15 protein-coding genes are annotated in these 18,594 nt (G+C 47.6%); 14 read left to right on the top strand and 1 reads right to left on the bottom strand.

Translation table 11 applies throughout. The features are described from left to right. The first annotated feature begins 78 nt into the window (after positions 1–78). The 12 genes from FYJ39_RS10100 to FYJ39_RS10045 all read left to right on the top strand — a co-directional run bounded on the left by FYJ39_RS10100 (position 79) and on the right by FYJ39_RS10045 (position 15,088). A complete protein-coding gene (locus FYJ39_RS10100) occupies positions 79–627 on the top strand; it encodes a putative ABC transporter permease (RefSeq protein WP_353954583.1) in 549 nt (182 codons plus the stop codon). 151 nt (positions 628–778) lie between these two features. Next, positions 779–1,525 (top strand): lysophospholipid acyltransferase family protein, encoded by a 747-nt coding sequence (locus FYJ39_RS10095; protein WP_154472340.1) that lies wholly within the window; start codon positions 779–781, stop codon positions 1,523–1,525. A gap of 49 nt (positions 1,526–1,574) precedes the next feature. Continuing rightward, the gene (locus tag FYJ39_RS10090) at positions 1,575–2,711 is read left to right on the top strand and encodes a bifunctional chorismate mutase/prephenate dehydratase (protein WP_154472339.1); all 1,137 of its coding nucleotides are present in this window, start codon (positions 1,575–1,577) and stop codon (positions 2,709–2,711) included. 13 nt (positions 2,712–2,724) lie between these two features. Then, a complete protein-coding gene (locus tag FYJ39_RS10085; RefSeq protein WP_154472338.1) occupies positions 2,725–3,993 on the top strand; it encodes an ATP-binding protein in 1,269 nt (422 codons plus the stop codon). Positions 3,994–4,174: 181 nt separating this feature from the next. Then, positions 4,175–5,740, top strand: a complete 1,566-nt coding sequence (locus FYJ39_RS10080; protein ID WP_287847534.1) for a Ppx/GppA phosphatase family protein — start codon at positions 4,175–4,177, stop codon at positions 5,738–5,740. A gap of 2 nt (positions 5,741–5,742) precedes the next feature. Beyond that, positions 5,743–7,968, top strand: coding sequence for an RNA degradosome polyphosphate kinase (locus FYJ39_RS10075; RefSeq protein WP_154472337.1), 2,226 nt, complete (start codon positions 5,743–5,745; stop codon positions 7,966–7,968). 332 nt (positions 7,969–8,300) lie between these two features. Beyond that, positions 8,301–9,005 carry a response regulator transcription factor gene (locus FYJ39_RS10070; RefSeq protein ID WP_154472336.1) on the top strand — a complete coding sequence of 235 codons (705 nt, stop codon included), beginning with the start codon at positions 8,301–8,303 and terminating at the stop codon, positions 9,003–9,005. Continuing rightward, positions 8,995–10,131: a sensor histidine kinase gene (locus FYJ39_RS10065; protein ID WP_154472335.1), complete on the top strand. Its 1,137-nt coding sequence runs from the start codon at positions 8,995–8,997 to the stop codon at positions 10,129–10,131. Before FYJ39_RS10070 ends, FYJ39_RS10065 begins: the two co-directional genes overlap by 11 nt. Positions 10,132–10,169: 38 nt before the next feature. Further along, positions 10,170–12,686 (top strand): hypothetical protein, encoded by a 2,517-nt coding sequence (locus FYJ39_RS10060; protein ID WP_235919788.1) that lies wholly within the window; start codon positions 10,170–10,172, stop codon positions 12,684–12,686. After that, positions 12,686–13,648, top strand: a complete 963-nt coding sequence (locus FYJ39_RS10055; RefSeq protein ID WP_154472333.1) for an ABC transporter ATP-binding protein — start codon at positions 12,686–12,688, stop codon at positions 13,646–13,648. The genes FYJ39_RS10060 and FYJ39_RS10055 overlap by 1 nt, the downstream gene beginning before the upstream one ends. After that, positions 13,626–14,609 (top strand): ABC transporter permease, encoded by a 984-nt coding sequence (locus tag FYJ39_RS10050; protein WP_154472332.1) that lies wholly within the window; start codon positions 13,626–13,628, stop codon positions 14,607–14,609. The genes FYJ39_RS10055 and FYJ39_RS10050 overlap by 23 nt, the downstream gene beginning before the upstream one ends. 212 nt (positions 14,610–14,821) lie before the next feature. Then, positions 14,822–15,088 (top strand): GIY-YIG nuclease family protein, encoded by a 267-nt coding sequence (locus FYJ39_RS10045; RefSeq protein WP_154472331.1) that lies wholly within the window; start codon positions 14,822–14,824, stop codon positions 15,086–15,088. An 85-nt stretch (positions 15,089–15,173) separates the two neighbouring features. On the opposite strand, the gene trhA is transcribed toward FYJ39_RS10045, so the two are convergent. Beyond that, positions 15,174–15,845, bottom strand: a complete 672-nt coding sequence (gene trhA / locus FYJ39_RS10040; protein ID WP_154472330.1) for a PAQR family membrane homeostasis protein TrhA — start codon at positions 15,843–15,845, stop codon at positions 15,174–15,176. A gap of 381 nt (positions 15,846–16,226) precedes the next feature. Between trhA and FYJ39_RS10035 the strand changes: the two genes are divergently transcribed. Both FYJ39_RS10035 and FYJ39_RS10030 read left to right on the top strand, forming a co-directional pair. Continuing rightward, on the top strand, positions 16,227–16,988 hold the full coding sequence (locus FYJ39_RS10035; RefSeq protein ID WP_154472329.1) for an RluA family pseudouridine synthase: 762 nt from the start codon (positions 16,227–16,229) through the stop codon (positions 16,986–16,988). A gap of 218 nt (positions 16,989–17,206) precedes the next feature. Next, positions 17,207–18,397, top strand: coding sequence for a phosphopentomutase (locus FYJ39_RS10030; protein ID WP_154472328.1), 1,191 nt, complete (start codon positions 17,207–17,209; stop codon positions 18,395–18,397). Positions 18,398–18,594 lie beyond the last annotated feature (197 nt).

Here is an 18,594-nt window from a genome sequence, read left to right as displayed (position 1 = left end):
CTGCCCGAGGCGCTTGGCAGGCAAGGCACAAGCCGAGAGCTTGGGCCTTGTCCGGGTATTTTACGGAAAGTTCTGGAAATGCTTTCACGAGAGAATAAAAAAGCGGCGGCGGCGCTTATACTAAGGGTTATGAGAGCGCAAACACATGAAACTAATTATCGAAACAGCATCAATGAGCTTGTGATTCATTTCTTTCGCTGCGGCATTGCGGGGTGGTGTCTGGAGGTTATGTTTACCTCGGTAGATTCCATCATGGCAGGAGACTGGAGACTGATGGGAAGAACCTCGCTGCTTATGTTCCCTATTTATGGAATGGGTGCATTTCTTCTGCCCGTGAGCCAGCGGATCGATGGATGGCTTACCGGGCTTCCAGGTATTCCTGAAGGTCCGGGAGGAAGAAGGGGAGCTTTAAGCCGGATGATCCGCCATGGCCTTATTTATATGGTTCTGATATTTATTGCGGAGTATATTACCGGTATGTGGCTTACCAGTATTGGTATCTGTCCATGGGATTATTCGGAATGTCCGGATAATGTAGGAGGCGTTATACGCCTTAAATTTGCACCCCTGTGGTTTGGAACGGGCCTTTTATTTGAATATTTAACAAAAAAAAGGAGCGGGCTTTGAGTACAAAACCTGGATGAAAGGTATTGTATTTGCGCCGCTCTTTCATTATAATGAAGGATAACGGAGGACTCCTGGGAGGCGAGGGCTTATAGTATGCCAGAGCAGGCTGGGAGAATGGATGTTTAAATGAACATTTTAAAGGAGACAGGACATGATACGGATTACTTTCGTGGCTCTGACAGTAGTGCTTTTCCTTATTTTTAGCATACCGGCGCTGGGGGTGTTTAAGCTAAAAGAAAAAAAGGACGCTGAAGGCGTTCAGAAAAGAAGCCTGCGGCTGGTTCAGTGGGTATTCCGGCTGATACTTAGATTAGCAGGTGTTACATACGAGGTTCAGGGGCTGGAGCATATACCGTCTGATCGGGCTGTCCTTTATGTGGGGAATCACAGAAGCTATTTTGATATATTGGTGGGCTATGTGACAGTGCCTGGGCTTACAGGCTTTGTGGCAAAGAAGGAAATGCTCAAAATTCCGCTTCTCAGAGACTGGATGCGGCGGGTTAATTGCCTGTTTTTGGACAGAGTGGATATTAAGGAGGGCCTTAAGACCATTTTGGAAGGGATTGAAAAGGTCAGAAGCGGCATTTCAATCTGGATATTTCCTGAGGGTACCCGCAATGAAAGCCAGGATGTAACAGAGCTTCTCACCTTTCATGAGGGAAGCCTGAAAATTGCGGAGAAAAGCGGCTGCCCGGTTATCCCGGTAGCGATTACAGGGACAGCGGAGATTTTTGAGCGGCAGTTTCCTCTGGTGAAGCCCAGCCATGTAGTTATTCGGTACGGCGAGCCAATTATGTTAAAGGAGCTTTCGCTGGAACAGAGAAAGTTCCCTGGCGCTTATACCAGGGAGGTGATTGCTGGCATGCTTGGACAAATGCGGGAGGAGCAGCATTTATAAGGGCTTGGCGCAGCGGGAATAATCGTACAGGATGGAGCAGACATAAGGAATGAAGAAGTTGGATTTACAGGAAATCAGAAATAAGCTGGACGAAATTGACGCCCGGCTGGTGCAGCTGTTCGAGGAAAGAATGGTTCTGTGCAGGGATGTGGCTGAGTTTAAGATCTCCACAGGAAAACCGGTTTATGATGGAGAGCGGGAGAAGCAGAAGCTGGAGGCAGTGAGGACGCAAGCCCACGGGGCCTTTAACAGTCAGGGAGTCTATGAGCTTTTTACCCAGCTTATGATCATGAGCCGCAGGTATCAGTACCGGCTTCTTGGGGAGCATGGGATGTGTTTGGATATGGGTTTTACCATGGTGGAGAGCCTAAAGCGGGATGGAGTGAAAATCGTGTATCAGGGAGCGGAGGGAGCCTACAGCCACTGCGCGGCCCTGCAGTATTTTGGAGAGACGGCGGATGTATACAATGTTTCCCTGTTCGAGGACGCTCTTATTGAGGTTGAGAAGGGACGGGCTGACTATGCGGTTCTTCCGATTGAAAATTCCTCTGCGGGAGCTGTCAGCGATAATTATGATAACCTGGTAAAACATAACCTGTATATTGTAGCTGAGACGCAGGTGGCAGTGAATCATTGTCTTTTGGGACTGCCTGGAGCCAGGCTTTCGGACATCCGGCAGGTTTGCTCTCATCCCCAGGCGCTGATGCAAAGCTCGGAATATCTGAACAGTCACAGAGAGTGGAGGCAGATTAGCTCGGTCAATACGGCAGTAGCCGCAAAGGAGATTTTGGAGGAGAGGGATAGATCCCATGCGGCAGTGGCCAGTGAGATTTCCGCAAAGCTTTACGGCCTTCAGGTACTTAAGAGGGGGATTAACCATAACAAGGACAATGTAACCAGGTTCATTATCCTGGCCAGAGATCCTGTGTACCGGAAGGATGCAGGTAAGGTGAGCATCTGCTTTGAAGGCTTACATAAAAGTGGTTCCCTCTACAATATGCTGGGAAATTTCATTTATAATGATGTAAATATGGTGATGATTGAGTCCAGGCCTATTGAGGGCCGCAGCTGGGAATACCGGTTTTTTGTGGATGTGGAGGGATCCTTAAGGGATGAAGCGATCCAGAATGCATTGACGGGAATTTCAGAGGAGGCAGTGAGCATGCGGATTCTGGGAAATTACTAGGAGGCAGAAAGAAATGGATATAAGCGAACTTATTATCTATAGAAATTTGGAGCACCAGGATCTGTTTGAGGAGCTGGCCTGTCTTTTGGGCTATGCCCGTATGGAGCGGGAGGCAAATCCCTTCTTCTGTGGCGGAAGACTTACGGAGCTGGCTGTTCAGTATGGCTTTGAGGGAAATCTGTGGCACTGCTTTCTGTCCTTTTGTCTTGCAAACCATGAAAACGCCTATACAACCACCTGTGAGCTTATGGGGGCGGCACACGGCTCCCTAGACGAGCTTGCGAAGGAGGATTACAAAATATTCAAGGCTTTGTTTGACGCGGATATAACAAAGCTGCAGCCTGAGGGGCTTTGGAGGACTCTGGCAGATTTCAGGCCTGCAAAGACAGACAGTCAGGTATTTAATAAACGGATCAGGGACCGTATTGTGAATCTGGCTGTGCAGCTTAAGCAGGCCGCAGATGTGGAGGAATTCCAGAGATACATGGTGGAGTTTTACAAGGAGTTTGGGGTAGGTAAATTTGGCCTTAATAAGGCATTTCGCATCGTGGAGAGGGAGCAGGGACAGAAGGTTGTCATTGAACCAGTTGCCAATGTGGAGCACGTATACTTTAAGGACATAGTAGGCTATGAGCTTCAGAAGCAGAAGCTTATAGAGAATACGGAGAGCTTTTTGGCCGGAAGGGAGGCCAATAATGTTCTTTTGTTTGGAGATGCGGGAACAGGTAAGTCCTCCAGCGTAAAGGCGGCGCTCAATGAATATTATGGAAGAGGGCTGCGTATCATTGAGGTGTATAAGCACCAGTTCAGAGCCTTAAGCTATGTACTGGAGCAGATTAAGGATCGGAATTATAAGTTCATTATCTATATGGATGATTTGTCCTTTGAGGACTATGAGCTGGAATACAAATATCTGAAGGCGATTCTGGAGGGAGGCTTAGGCAGGCGGCCGGACAATGTCCTGATATACGCAACCTCCAACCGGAGACACTTGATTCGGGAAAGGTTCAGTGACAAGAGACAGCTGGAGGATGAGCTTCATAACAATGATACAGTACAGGAGAAGCTTTCCCTGGCTTCTAGGTTCGGAGTGAGGATCTATTTTGGCTCTCCCGATAAGCATCAGTTTGAACAGATTGTGAAGGCGCTGGCTAAGAGGTATAAGCTGGATATGAGGGAGGAGGAGCTGCTTGCAGAAGCTAACAAGTGGGAGTTGAGCCACGGAGGCCTGTCAGGGAGGACGGCAGCCCAGTTTATCACCCGGCTGCGTGGCAGAGGGTAAGGGACTTGCCTATATTTTACGGTAAATTTACAAAGCACGTAAGCTCCTGGAAGACAGGAGCTAAGTGCTCATAAGGAACCATTCCACTAAGCGCGTGAAAGACCTTGCTAAGTGGAAGTGGTATCTATCGCACGTAAGCTCCTGAAAGACAGGAGCTAAGTGCTCATAAGGAGGAGAAGCAGTGGCGGTTCGGATATTTGCGGCGATTGATGTGGGTTCCTTTGAGCTGGAGCTGGGAATATATGAGATATCATATAAAACCGGTATCCGGTGCGTGGATCATATCCGCCATGTGATTGCCCTTGGAAAGGACACCTACAGCCTGGGTAAAATCAGCTTTGGTTTGGTAGAGGAAATGTGCCGGGTGCTGGGGGAATTTGTCCAGATTATGAAAGCCTACCGTGTAAAGGATTACAGGGCCTATGCAACCAGCGCCATAAGGGAGGCTCAGAATAAGCAGATTATTCTGGAGCAGATACGGGTCAGAACCGGGATTAAGGTGCGTATCATCAGCAACTCGGAGCAGCGGTTTATAAGCTATAAGGCCATAGCAGCCAAGGCAGCTGAGTTTAACAAAATTATCCAGAAGGGAACGGCTATCATTGATGTGGGCTTTGGAAGCGCTCAGCTGTCTCTTTTTGATAAGGACGCTCTGGTTTCAACTCAGAACCTGCCTCTGGGAACGCTGCGTATTCGCGGCCTTCTGTCTAAGATCCCGGCAACCGTGAGGGATCGCAGGGAACAGATTGAGGAGATTGTGGATAAGGAGCTTTTTACCTTTCGGAAGATGTATCTGAAGGAGCGGGAGATCAGCCATCTTATTGGTATTGGGGAGAATATTCTCTACATGACCCGTCGGATGGATATGGCTGCCTTGGGGGACAAAATAGACGCAGCTACTATGGGACGGTTCTACGACCGCCTCTGCCAGATGACCACCGATCAGATAGAGGAACGCTTCGGCGTCAACAGCGAATATGGGTCTCTTCTTCTTCCTGGCGCGGTGGTCTACAAGCGGATTCTGGAGCTGACCGGCGCAGAGATGTTTTGGATTCCCGGAATCCGGCTTTGCGACGGCATTGCAGCTGAATACGGGAATGACAACAAGCTGGTGAAATTCTCCCACAATTTTGAAAATGACATTCTGGCTGCGTCCAGGAATATGGCTAAGAGGTACAAATGTCATACCAGCCACACCCAGGTGCTGGAACAATATGCTTTAAATATGTTTGACAGCATGCGCAAATACCACGGCCTTGGCTCCAGAGAGCGGCTGATGCTTCAGATTGCAGTGCTCCTCCATGCCTGCGGTAAATTTATCAGCATTAAAAATTCCAATGAGTGCTCTTACAATATCATCATGTCAACAGAGATTATAGGCTTAAGCCATCTGGAGCGTGAAGTGATTGCCAATGTAGTTCGCTATAACATCAGGGATTTTGATTACGACAAGGTGCAGCTGGAAACCCAGATTCATCTGTATCACGATTCCGGCCTAAGCCGCAGCTCCATTACCATTTTGATTGCAAAGCTTACAGCTATCCTCCGCCTGGCAAACTCCATGGACAGAAGCCATAGGGGAAAGCTGGCGGACAGCAGGATGGCAGTGAGGGACAAGGAGCTGATAATTACCACCGGCTATCAGGGCGATATGGCGTTAGAGGCTGCGTCTTTTGAGCAGAAGGCAGATTTCTTTGAGGAAATATTCGGAGTAAGGCCTGTACTAAGGCAGAAAAGGAAGGTGTAATCATGGCAGAAACGATTGGGAAAAGCCAGGCTGTGAAGGCAAAGACAGCCAAAGGGAGGGATGCCAAGGAGCCTTGGGCTTCTGCGGATTTTGCCGCGAAGCCTTCGAATTATGTAAATCGGGAGCTAAGCTGGCTGGAGTTCAATTACAGGGTGCTCAGCGAGGCCAGAGATAAGAGCCTCCAGCTATTTGAACGTCTGAAATTTTTAAGCATTACAGCCTCCAACCTGGATGAATTTTATATGGTACGTGTGGCTTCCTTAAAGGATATGGTTCACGCCAAATACACAAAGCCTGACATTGCCGGGCTCACACCTCAGGAGCAGCTGGATAAAATCAGCCAGCGAACCCACCAGCTGGTGGAAATGCAGTATTCTACCTACAACCGATCCCTGATTCCTGCCCTGAAGAACAATGGTCTTCGAGTGATTATGGCCCATGAGGAGCTGACGAAAGAGGAAGCGGAATTTGTGGATGAGTATTTCAGAAAGAATGTGTATCCGGTGCTTACTCCCATGGCCTTCGACTCTTCCAGGCCCTTCCCCTTAATCCGAAATAAAACCTTGAATATTGCGGCCCTGCTTCAAAAGAAAGATGGGAAAGATAAAGAGCTGGAGTTTGCTATGGTTCAGGTGCCTTCTGTTATTCCCAGAATTGTGGAGCTGCCGCGGGAGGTGGATAAGGACGGGAAGGAGCAGCGTGGAATGTTGCTTCTGGAGGAAATAATCGAGCGAAACATGCCGTCGCTGTTTTTGAACTACGACGTGATTGCGGCTCATCCCTTCCGCATTATGAGAAACGCGGATCTTACCATTGACGAGGAGGAGGCGGTGGATCTTTTGGAGGAGATTAAAAAGCAGCTTAAGAAGCGTCAGTGGGGCGAGGCCATCCGTCTGGAAATTGAGGATAATGTGGATAAGCGTCTTTTAAAAATCCTTAAAAGAGAGCTTTCCATAAGCAGTCAGGATATATTTGAGATCAATGGACCCCTGGATTTGACCTTTCTTATGAAGCTGTATGGAATGGATGGATTTGAACATTTTAAGGCGCCGGGATACAGGCCCCAGCCTGTACCGGCCTTGATGAATGAGGATGACGTTTTTACGAATATACGAAAAGGAGATATTTTTCTTCATCATCCATATCAGACCTTTGATCCGGTGGTGGACTTTGTCCGCAGCGCGGCCAGAGATCCTGAGGTGCTGGCTATTAAGCAGACCCTTTACCGTGTCAGCGGTAATTCTCCGATTATCGCAGCCTTGGCAGAGGCGGCGGACAACGGCAAGCAGGTATCGGTTTTGGTGGAGCTAAAGGCCCGCTTTGATGAAGAGAATAACATTAACTGGGCTAAGATGCTAGAGAAGGCGGGCTGCCATGTAATCTATGGCCTGGTGGGACTTAAGACCCACAGCAAGATTACCCTGGTGGTGCGTATGGAGGACGACGGCATCCGGCGCTATGTCCATCTGGGGACAGGCAACTACAATGACTCTACAGCAAAGCTTTATACGGACTGCGGTATGTTCACCTGCGATCCTCAGATTGGAGAAGATGCAACGGCTGTGTTCAATATGCTTTCAGGCTATTCTGAGCCTTTGGGCTGGAATAAGCTGTCGGTGGCTCCTCTGTGGCTCAGAGGCCGGTTCCTCCGGATGATCCGAAGGGAGGCAGACCATGCAAGGGCAGGCAGAGCGGGCCACATTATGGCTAAGATGAATTCTCTTTGCGACAAGGAAATTATCACAGCCCTTTATGAAGCTTCCTGCGCAGGGGTGAGGATCGAGCTGATTATAAGGGGAATCTGCTGTCTGCGGGCCGGAGTGCCGGGCTTAAGCGAGAATATAGAAGTTCGTTCAATCGTAGGAAATTTCCTGGAGCACAGCCGGATTTTTTATTTTCTTAATGACGGCAGCCCTGAGGTATATATGGGAAGCGCAGACTGGATGCCGAGAAATCTGGATCGTAGGGTGGAGATTCTGTTCCCAGTAGAGGATGAGGGCTTAAAGAATAAGGTGATCCACATTTTGAAGGTAGAACTGGAGGATAATGTGAAGGCCCACATCCTGCAGCCGGACGGAACCTACGAGAAGGAAGATAAAAGGGGTAAGGTCCTGGTAAATTCCCAGGAGCAGTTTTGTAGGGAAGCTATAGAGATGGCAAATGCGCATACAGGGGAGGAGACTCCCTCCGGCTCCAGAGTATTTACTCCCATAGAGAGAAGCAATTAATACAGGGCTGCCGGACAGCATAGCAGCAGAATACCCCCAGACATCACAGAGGCATTCTGGGGGTGTTCTGCTTCGCTTATTGGGCTGCAGAAAGCCGTGATTTTTGCTTTGCTTACGCTTTTATGGATCGGAATTTTAGATGCAGCATTGATCGAGAAGGGAGAAATTTACAGAAAAGGCAGAAGCCATGGAGATGTAACAGAAATTCCCACAATATTTCAAGAAAAAAATAAGGAAAACCTTGTTATCTTGTGTTAGAATAGGTATGAAGCCGGAGTTAGGACATGAACGGCCTGAGATGACATATAAGCAGCATAGGAGGAGGGGAATTGATGCCCGACATTAACATTCTGGTTGTAGATGATGAGAAAGAGATTGCCGATCTGATCGAGATTTATCTGGTCAGTGACGGTTATAAGGTGTTTAAGGCGGAGAATGCAGCTAAGGGTCTAGAAATTCTTGGAAAAGAAGAGATCCATCTGGTGCTTCTGGACATTATGATGCCTGGAATGAATGGTTTGGAGATGTGTAAGAAAATAAGGGAGAGCAACAACATCCCCATTATCATGCTCAGCGCCAAGTCTACGGATCTAGATAAAATATTAGGTCTGGGAACGGGAGCCGACGACTATGTGGTGAAGCCCTTTAATCCTCTGGAGCTGACTGCTAGAGTTAAGTCACAGCTTCGCCGCTACACCCAGCTAAACCCCAACAGCGCTTCCCACCAGACGGCTAACAATGAAATTACCATTAAGGGAATGGTTATCAATAAGGATAACCATAAGGTCATTGTGGATGAGGAAGAGATTAAGCTGACCCCCATTGAGTTCGATATCCTGTATCTTCTGGCCTCTAATCCAGGTAAGGTGTTTAGTACGGACGAGATATTCGAGAAGGTCTGGAATGAGAAGGTTTACGAAGCCAATAATACGGTTATGGTACATATCAGGCGTTTGCGGGGCAAGATGAAGGAAGACACCAGACAGAATAAAATCATTACAACGGTATGGGGAGTAGGATATAAAATTGAAAAGTGATATGAACAGGCGTTATCATACCAGGGTAATTACCAGTATCATCTACAGCGCTATTATCACCTGCCTGGTAGAGCTGTTTCTTGTGACCAATGTTTCCATGATCGCCAGATATCTGGAGGAGTCAGGGCGTATGGGACGTCTGGTACAGGCAGTTTTAGAGTACCATACAGCAGTGGTATTAACCTATGTTATTCTAGGACTGATCCTGTTTTCTGTTACCTTTATGATTTTGCAGGAGCCTTATATCCGGTATATCAGTCATATATCCGATGCGGTTCAGAGCATTTCCGAAGGGAAGCTGAATACATCCATTGATATTATTGGAGATGATGAATTTTCTAGTATGGCATCCAACCTAAATAAGATGGTAGAGGATATACGGGAGCTGATGGATAAGGAAAGAGAGGCCGAGCGGACGAAGAATGAGCTGATTACTAATGTGGCCCATGACCTGAGAACGCCTCTGACCTCTATAATCGGTTATCTGGAGCTGCTGGCTGGAAATACAAAGATAGAGCCTAAGCTGCAGCACAAATACATAGAAATCGCATATGGAAAGGCCAGGAGGCTGGAGAAGCTCATAGAGGATTTGTTTGGGTTTACGAAGCTTAATTACGGAAGGATTTCCATGCATGTGACTCAGCTTGATATTGTAAAGCTATTAAGCCAGCTTTTGGAGGAAGCCTACCCTAGCTTTGTGGACAAGAATCTTTCCTATGATTTCCAGAGCAATGTGCCGGCAAAAATGATTACAGCAGACGGAAATCTGCTGGCAAGGCTGTTTGATAATCTGATTGGCAATGCCATTAAGTACGGTGCGGACGGCAAGCGGGTGGTGGTTAAGCTTCAGGGAGGAGAGGATGTGGTTACTGTATCTGTGACGAATTTTGGATATGTGATCCCTCCGGAGGAGCTACCTCTGATATTCAACAAGTTTTACCGGGTGGAGCAGTCCCGCTCTGCCCATACAGGAGGAACGGGCTTGGGACTTGCTATTGTAAAAGAGATTGTGGATATGCACGGAGGAGCCATTGATGTGGCCAGTGATTTAAACGGTACGGTGTTTACAGTAAAGCTTCAAGTGCATTTTGACGTTAATAAAGAGAATTTTGGCACTATCAGCTGATATGAACTGCAATCATATGAACGGAGAGGCAGATGAGGATGAGCAATCGAAGTATCGTTCCAATCAATAGGAAAAGGGTGCTGAAAGGCTCTCTTTTTGGTTTAGTGCTGGCGGGGGTGTTAAGCCTGCAGGCGCTGGGAGCAGAGAGGAGAGGTGTATCGGAGACAGAGGTAAGGGAGGAGTCTCCAATTACTCTGGATGTGGTATACGGTTATCAGAATATAGCCAAAAGCGGGCGTTTTCTGCCTCTGCGCATAGAGATTCAGAATCAAAGGGATCAGGCTTTTAAGGGCACCTTATGCGTATTGGCTATGGAGTCGGAGCTGAAAGGCTATTCTATGGAGCAGGAGTACGATATGTACCGCTATGAGTACCCTTTTAAGATGGAGGCCTCCGGCAGCTTGGTGAAGGCTCTGAGCATTTCTTTAGGAGCGAGAATGGATCAGATGTATGTACGGATTCTGGATGAGAGCGGCAAGGAGGTGACTCAGAAGAGGCTGAAGCTGAACCTGAATCTGGAGACTGCGGAGCTGTTTATCGGTGTTCTCAGCGATAATCCGGCTAAGCTTTTGTACCTGAACGGGGTGGGAATCAATTACAGCACGCTTCGTACCAGAACCATTGAAATGAATGCAGACAGCCTTCCGGATAGTGAGCTGGGACTGGATCAGCTGGATGTGCTGCTGATGACGGATTTTGACACAGGAAGGCTGTCAAAACAGCAGATTGAGGCTGTGTGGGAGTGGGTCCAGAAGGGCGGAACGCTTCTCATTGGAACGGGAGAAAGAGGGGAGGATGTTCTTCGGGGATTTGGAAGCCAGCTTCTGGAGGCTCCTCTACCCCAGCCTGACCGGTATGTGGTTAATATGGGGGTAGAGTATGCAGTGGATGGGCCGGAGGGAGCCTCCATTCCCCTTATCTGCACAGAAGTTCCCTTAAATGGAGCAACGGAGGTGCTTTCCAGCGATGAGCTGTCAGTGGTATCCTCGGTGCCTGTAGGCCAGGGAATGGTTGCGGTGTCCATCTATGATTTCGGAGATATCGAGAATTTTTGTCAGGATAATATATCCTATATAGACAACCTGCTTTTTAGCCTGTTGGGTGAGGAAGAGGTAAACTTTCTGGCCAGCTCCAAAGGAGGAAGCACCTCGGAGCAGTATTGGTCGGTGCAGAGCCTGATTAATACAGGAGATCTTAACAGGCTTCCTAAGGTGGGGCTCTATGTGGCGCTGGCTGTCTCCTATGTGGCGCTGGCCGGGCCGGGCCTTTACTTTTTCTTAAAGCAGAGGGGGCTGCGGCAGTATTATCAGCTGTCTGTAGCGGCCCTTTCCACCTGCTGTACAGGCATGGTAATTATAATGGGAATGGGCACTCGCTTTACAGGCCCCTTTTTTACCTATGCCGCAATTCGGGACGCAGACAGAGAGGAGATTACCGAGACTACCTTTATCAATATGCGGACGCCCAATAACAAGCCCTTCGCAGTTGAGCTGGATTCCTCCTATATGCTTTATCCGATTACGGGAAATCCCGTCTATGATATGAACCCTGTGCCCAAGTTCACAGGAGAGGAAAATCCGGCTATCACCATTCGGTATGAGGAGGAGAGCACCCGTATCAAGGCGGATGGGGTGGGAGCATTTAATCCCAAATTCTTTCAGTTGGAGAGAAATAAAAAAAATGAGGAGGGAGTAGGATTCACCGGGAGTATTAGCTGCTTTGACGGTCAGGTGAGCGGGAGTGTTACCAACCACTATAACCAGGAGGTGGAAAATGTGGCGGTCCTCCTTTACAACCAGATGATCCTGATTGACCATATGGGACCCGGAGAAACAGTCAAGCTGGACGGCAGGGAGGTTATATACGGAGTTTCCAATTTTAGCTATGCAATGGCAGAGCAGATAACCGGGATTTCCAAATACAAGAGAGATGGTGATATAGAGGATGCGGGGTATGTGGAGGCTTTGGAGCGTACAAACCTGCTGTCCTTCTACATGAGCAACTATCTGTCAGGATATCACTCCGAAGCCAGGGTTGTAGCCTTTAGCAAGGAAAAAGATGAGACGGATTTTCTGAAAAAGGGCGGCTATGAAACCTATGGCTCCACACTTCTGACTTCCTCCGTGGATGTAAATTATGAAAAGAACGGGATGGTATACCGTTTTGCAATGCAGAAGAAGCCGAATGTACTGTCTGGAGAGTATTACCCACCTAACAATACCATGTATGGTCTGACTCCCGTTATACTGGAATACTATCTGGGAAATGATATAGAGATTAAGAAGCTGAATTTTTGTCAGCTAAGCCGCCAGATGGAGGATAGTATGCGGTATTACTATGTGGTGCCTTTTGACGGTAAAATTTATTTTTATAATTATAATTCAGGGAATTACGATTCCATGAATAAAGGCACTTTAGAGTATACGCAGGAGCAGCTGGAGCCATATCTCTCGCCAGGCAACACGCTTACTATAAAGTATGTCTATGACACCACAGGGGAATATAACTGGAATATTATGCTGCCCACACTGACTGTTACGGGAAGGAGCAAGTAATGCTGGAAATCAAGGGACTACATAAAATATACGGCAAATACCATGCATTAAGCGGCCTAGACATGAGGGTGGAGACAGGAGCTCTCTACGGCTTTGTGGGGCCTAATGGGGCTGGAAAGACGACTACCATTAAGATTATGGCCGGTCTGCTCAGAGCAGAGGAGGGCAGCATTGCTGTAGACGGAGTTGACGCTCTGGCAGACAGCAGAAGGCTCAGGGCTATGATAGGCTATGTGCCGGATTTTTTTGGAGTTTATGATAATCTGACCGTATCTGAATATATGGAGTTTTTTGCCTCTTGCTATCACCTGGACGGGCTGGTGGCAAGGAAACGGTATACAGCTCTTTTGGAGCAGGTAGGGTTGGAGGATAAGTTGGATTTCTATGTGGATGGCCTTTCCAGGGGAATGAAGCAAAGGCTTTGCCTTGCCAGAGCTTTAATACATGATCCGGAGGTTCTGATTTTGGATGAACCCACCTCTGGTCTGGACCCAAGAACCAGATTTGAGGTCAGGGAGATTTTAAAGGAGCTTCATGAAGCCGGTAAGACGATAGTCATCAGCTCTCATGTGCTTTCAGAGCTTTCAGAGCTATGTACGGACATTGGCATCATTGACCAGGGCCATATGGTGCTGGAAGGCAATATTATGGACATCCTGTCCAGGGTTAACACCTCCAATCCTCTGGTAATATCCGTTTTTGCCAATATGGAAAAGGCCCTAGCTATTTTAAAGAGTCATCCCTGCGTACAGACTATCTCCCTGCGTGAGAAGGAGGTGTGTGTGCGGTTTACAGGAGATGCTCAGGATGAGGCTCTTTTGCTTCAGCAGCTTATTGACAGTGATGTGCTGGTGAACGGTTATACCAGAGAGAAGGGAAGTCTGGAATCTGTATTTATGCAGCTGACAGACCGCGAGGAAGAAAGGACGGTGGTATCCTATGATACGGAATCCGGTATGTAGCAGGGAGCTGAAGGTAAGCTCCAGAAGCTTCAGGCTGCCTCTGATCATTTTACTGTTTAATGGTATACTCTCACTGGTAACGCTGCTAAATATGTACTCGGTAGTAGAGCAGGTAAAAAAGACGGCCGTGATTCAGTACAGCAGCTTTATGGATATGTATCGGTTTGTCACCACCATTGAGTTTATACTTCTGCTGTTTATCGTTCCGGCAGTAACGGCGGCCAGTATCAGCGGTGAGAGGGAGAGGCAGACTTTGGACTTAATGCTTACCACACAGATGACAGCTGTCCAGGTGGTGATCGGTAAGCTGATGAGCGCACTTGGTACCATGCTCTTGCTGATTGTGTCCAGCTTTCCAGCAGTAGCCATGGTTTTTGTCTATGGGGGAATTACCTGGGGGGATGTATTTTCACTGCTTTTGTGTTATCTTGCGGCTGCATTTTTTGCAGGGAGTCTGGGGATTTGCTGCTCAGCCGTGTTCAAGCGCTCAACTATGTCTACAGTGATCACCTATGGAATTATGATTGCAGTAGTGGCAGGAACCTATTTTATGAACAAGTTTTGTTTGGCTTTATCCTCCACCCGTATCAGCAATACGGCGGCTGTCTTTGGGACAGAGGCAGGACTGAAGGCATCCTCCGGCGGTATGTTTTATCTGCTGCTCCTGAATCCAGCGGCTACCTTTCTTGCCATTATCAGCCGGCAGGCGGAGGGCAGCAAAGCGGTAGCGGAGCTAGGCGGTTATTTTGGAATGAATGTAAGCGGCTTTGTGATGGATAACTGGGTCATCATCAGTATTATGCTGCAGGCGGCCTTGGCGTGTGTTATGATTGCGGCGGCAGTCTGGTGTGTGGAGCCTGTAAAAGGCAGAGCGAGACAATATAAGAACAGGAACAAAAGGGGTGAAAGCTCAGACACGGCAGAGGCAGGCGGCGATATTAAGGCATTGAGGAAAAATTAAGAATATAAATCAGGTTTTATGCACATTTTAAAGGTATGTGCGATATAATGAAAGTATAGAAGAATTGGAGTTCTATGAAACAGCAAACGATTCTATCTGGTTGTGTCGCGCATCCAGCTGGTGCTTTATAATAGATGACAGGGCAACCTGGGCGGTAATAACGTATGAATCGTTATTGCCGTTTACATAGATGAATCCAAAGGAGCCGGAGAATGAATTATATGTATATTCTTACCTGTGCAGACGGAACCTTCTACTGTGGCTGGACTAACGATCTGGACAAGCGTCTGAAGGCCCACAACGAAGGCCGGGGAGCCAGATATACTAAGACCAGAAGACCGGTAGTTCTTTCCTATTATGAAACGTTTCAGACCAAAGAGGAGGCTATGAAGCGTGAATATGCCGTAAAGAGACTCACCAGAAAGCAGAAGGAGACGCTGCTGAACCAGTGCGGGGTAAAAAAGGGATCGCAATCCTGACAGAAGGAAAGCGATCCCTTGGTTATTATAGCTTTAGTCAGTTGAGAGTCACTGATCCACAGATGAGAAACCTACACTCACAATCCTACGCCACGAACCGGTACATCATGACGTAATGGCAAAGGCTCCCTCCCATTACAAAGAGGTGGAAAATCTCGTGAGATCCAAAGTATTTATGCCTGGAGTTGAAGAGGGGCAGCTTCAGCGCATAAAGGATGCCTCCCAGCGTATAGATAATACCGCCGGCCAGAAGCCAGAGGAAGCCAGCTTTTGGAAGCGAGTCCAGAATCCTTGTAAATGCCAGGATGCAGGCCCAGCCCATAGCGATATAGACAAGGGAGGAAAACCATTTGGGGCAGGTAATCCACAGTGCGTTGATAAGGATTCCCAGGATAGCTATGCCCCATACCAGAGCCAGCAGGAACCACCCTGTCTTATCTCCCAGTACAATCATACATACAGGCGTATAGGTTCCTGCAATGAGGATGAATATCATCATATGATCTAGCTTCCTCAGCAGCTTGTTGATGCTTGGAGAAATGTCCAGGGTGTGATAGATGGTGCTGGCCGCATATAAGCCAATCATACTCAGTATGAAGATTGCCAGTGAGCCTGAATGCCCCTGCTGCGCGTCGCGGCTGCCTTTAAGGAGCAGCGGAGTGGCAGCCAGTATAGCCAGTACCAGGGCGATAAAATGTGTAAGAGCGCTGCCGGGGTCCTTTACTTTTTTAAGATTCTTCTTGATTTTTGCTGTCATAGGCTTAGGCCTCCTTTCAAATAATGGATATGTTTGCAAAACGATCACATGTAGTTTTGAATACTATGTATCTTTGTGTTATATACTATACACCGAGAAGAAAAAATATGCAAGTCTTTTATACTTTTATATTCAAAGTTTTAAATTTATCAACTTAATATAGAGAAAAAATGGTATAATTAACTTTAAGGAGCCTTCCATTCGGGGAATCCGAATATCCGAATTAAGACATCAGTTGAGAGGGTACAATATTGTCAGAGGTGATACTGCCTTGGTTTGGCGTTGCCAGCATGTGGGCCGAAACACCAGACTGCAACGATCCCCGGAGGACATGGCATGTTCATGCAACCGTTTATCGTTTAAACAAACAGGAGAAATAATATGCTTTCCATACTATACGAGGACAGAGATATCATAGTAGTAGAAAAACCTCCGGGTCTAGATTCCCAGTCTTCCCGAAGCTTTGCCCCGGATATGGTCAGTGAGATACGGTGTTATCTTACCCAAAAGCTGGCTATCCACAGGCTATCCACAGGCAGGACTGCCTCAGAACCACCGTATGTTGGAGTTATCCACAGATTGGATAAGCCGGTTGGGGGGATTATGGTCTATGGAAAAAACCAGAAGTCGTCTGCGGCTCTCAGCGCCATATTGCAGGAGGGGAAAATGAAAAAATTCTATCGTGCAGTGGTTTGTGGAAAACCTGTGGATAATCAGGGAACCTATGTGGATTATCTGCGCCAGGACAGGAAAAACAACCGATCGCATATTGTGGATAAGCCGGTGAAGGACAGCAAAAAGGGGGTCTTAAACTACAGAGTTTTGGAGGTTATCCACAAGGAGACGCCAGAGGATAAAAGCTACTCTTTAATAGATATTGAGCTTCTTACAGGGCGTCACCACCAGATAAGGGTGCAGCTTGCAGGACATGGCACGCCTCTTTATGGTGACAGCCGCTATGGAGCTGAGATATCCACAGACAGGGAAAAAAAAGGAACAGGAAGCTTGTTATTCCCAGCGCAGGCTTCACTTGCATTATGGGCTTACCGATTGGAATTTCCCCATCCTGGGTCAGGCAAGCTGTGTTCTTTTGAGCGGAAGCCCTCCGGCGGAGCCTTTGACTGGTTTTTTAAGAATCGCTAACATCTGTTTGACGCTGTATTTAGCTTTGCTGCTTTTAGAAGTGAAAAATGATTGTGCATAATTGTGAATGGAAATCATGATAAATACATGATAGTATAACAAAAGAATATGAGTCCGATTGCTGTTTCACATAAGAATTAGAAATCAAAGCGTGGAGGGGGCATAGTATTTTTTATAACCTGCTATGCCTTAAGCCAGGAGAAAGGAATGAAGAAAATATGAAATTATATAAACGTATATTTGTAATTGTGCTGGATTCTCTGGGAATCGGTGAGGCCGGGGATTCGGCTGCATTTGGTGATGTGGGAGTAGATACTCTGGGGCATATAGCTCAGAGCGTACAGGGACTTAAGATCCCCCATCTGGTAACTCTGGGCATGGCAAATCTTCATCCTTTGGAGGGAATTACAGCTGCGGAGCATCCTATGGGACGCTATATGAAGCTGTCAGAGGCCAGCGCGGGAAAGGATACCATGACCGGACACTGGGAGATGATGGGCCTTCATGTGACCACACCCTTTCAGACATTTACAGAGACGGGCTTTCCTCAAGATTTAATTGAGGAGCTGGAGAAGCGGACAGGGCGCAAAATTATTGGAAATAAAAGCGCCAGCGGGACGGCTATTCTGGATGAACTGGCAGAGGAGGAGATCCGGGAGGGCCATCTGATTGTTTATACCTCCGCTGACTCGGTGCTCCAAATCTGCGGCAATGAAGAGACCATGGGGCTGGATAACCTGTACCATTACTGCGAGATAGCCAGGGAGCTGACTCTTCAGGATAAATGGAAGGTGGGCCGGGTTATCGCCAGACCCTATGTAGGCAAAAAGCGGGGTGAGTTCAAGCGTACAGCCAACCGCCATGACTATGCGTTAAAGCCCATTGGAAGGACAGCCCTGGATGCCCTTAAGGAGGGTGGGTATGATGTGATTTCCATCGGAAAAATTTTTGATATATTTGATGGTGAGGGACTTACCCAGTCCAATCATTCGGAGTCCTCAGTTCATGGGATGGAGCAGACGCTGGAATATGCCAAAAAGGATTTTACAGGCCTGTGCTTCGTGAATCTGGTGGATTTTGATGCGCTGTGGGGACACAGAAGGGATGCTTTGGGATATGGAAGAGAGCTGGAACGCTTTGATGAAAAGCTGGGATTGCTGCTGCCTCTGTTAAAAGAAGATGATCTTCTGATTCTTACGGCAGATCACGGAAATGACCCCACCTATACAGGCACAGACCATACCAGAGAAAAGGTGCCTTTCCTTGCCTATTCCCCAGCTATGAGATCTGGAGGGGATCTGGGAGAAGCAGATACATTCGCGGTAATCGGGGCTACAGTAGCGGATAATTTTAAGGTTGCAATGCCTGAAGGGACAATCGGACATTCTGTGCTTGCTCAGCTGGAATGATTGACTGGACAGGGAAGCCGCAGGCAGGTATAGTGGCCCTCCCTGCGGATATGCGCAGCTAGGGCAAAGAAAAAAGCGTTAAATACCATAAAAAGGCTGAAGTGGACTGCGCTAAGGGAAATGGATGAAACCATCCGTTGCTTGCAGGCGAAGCTGCTTTAAGCCTTTTATGGTATATAAAGCCCATAGGGAAGCAA

It is taken from the genome of Clostridium porci (assembly GCF_009696375.1).
Lineage (GTDB): Bacteria > Bacillota > Clostridia > Lachnospirales > Lachnospiraceae > Enterocloster > Enterocloster porci.
This window is presented reverse-complemented; position numbering and strand designations above follow the sequence as displayed.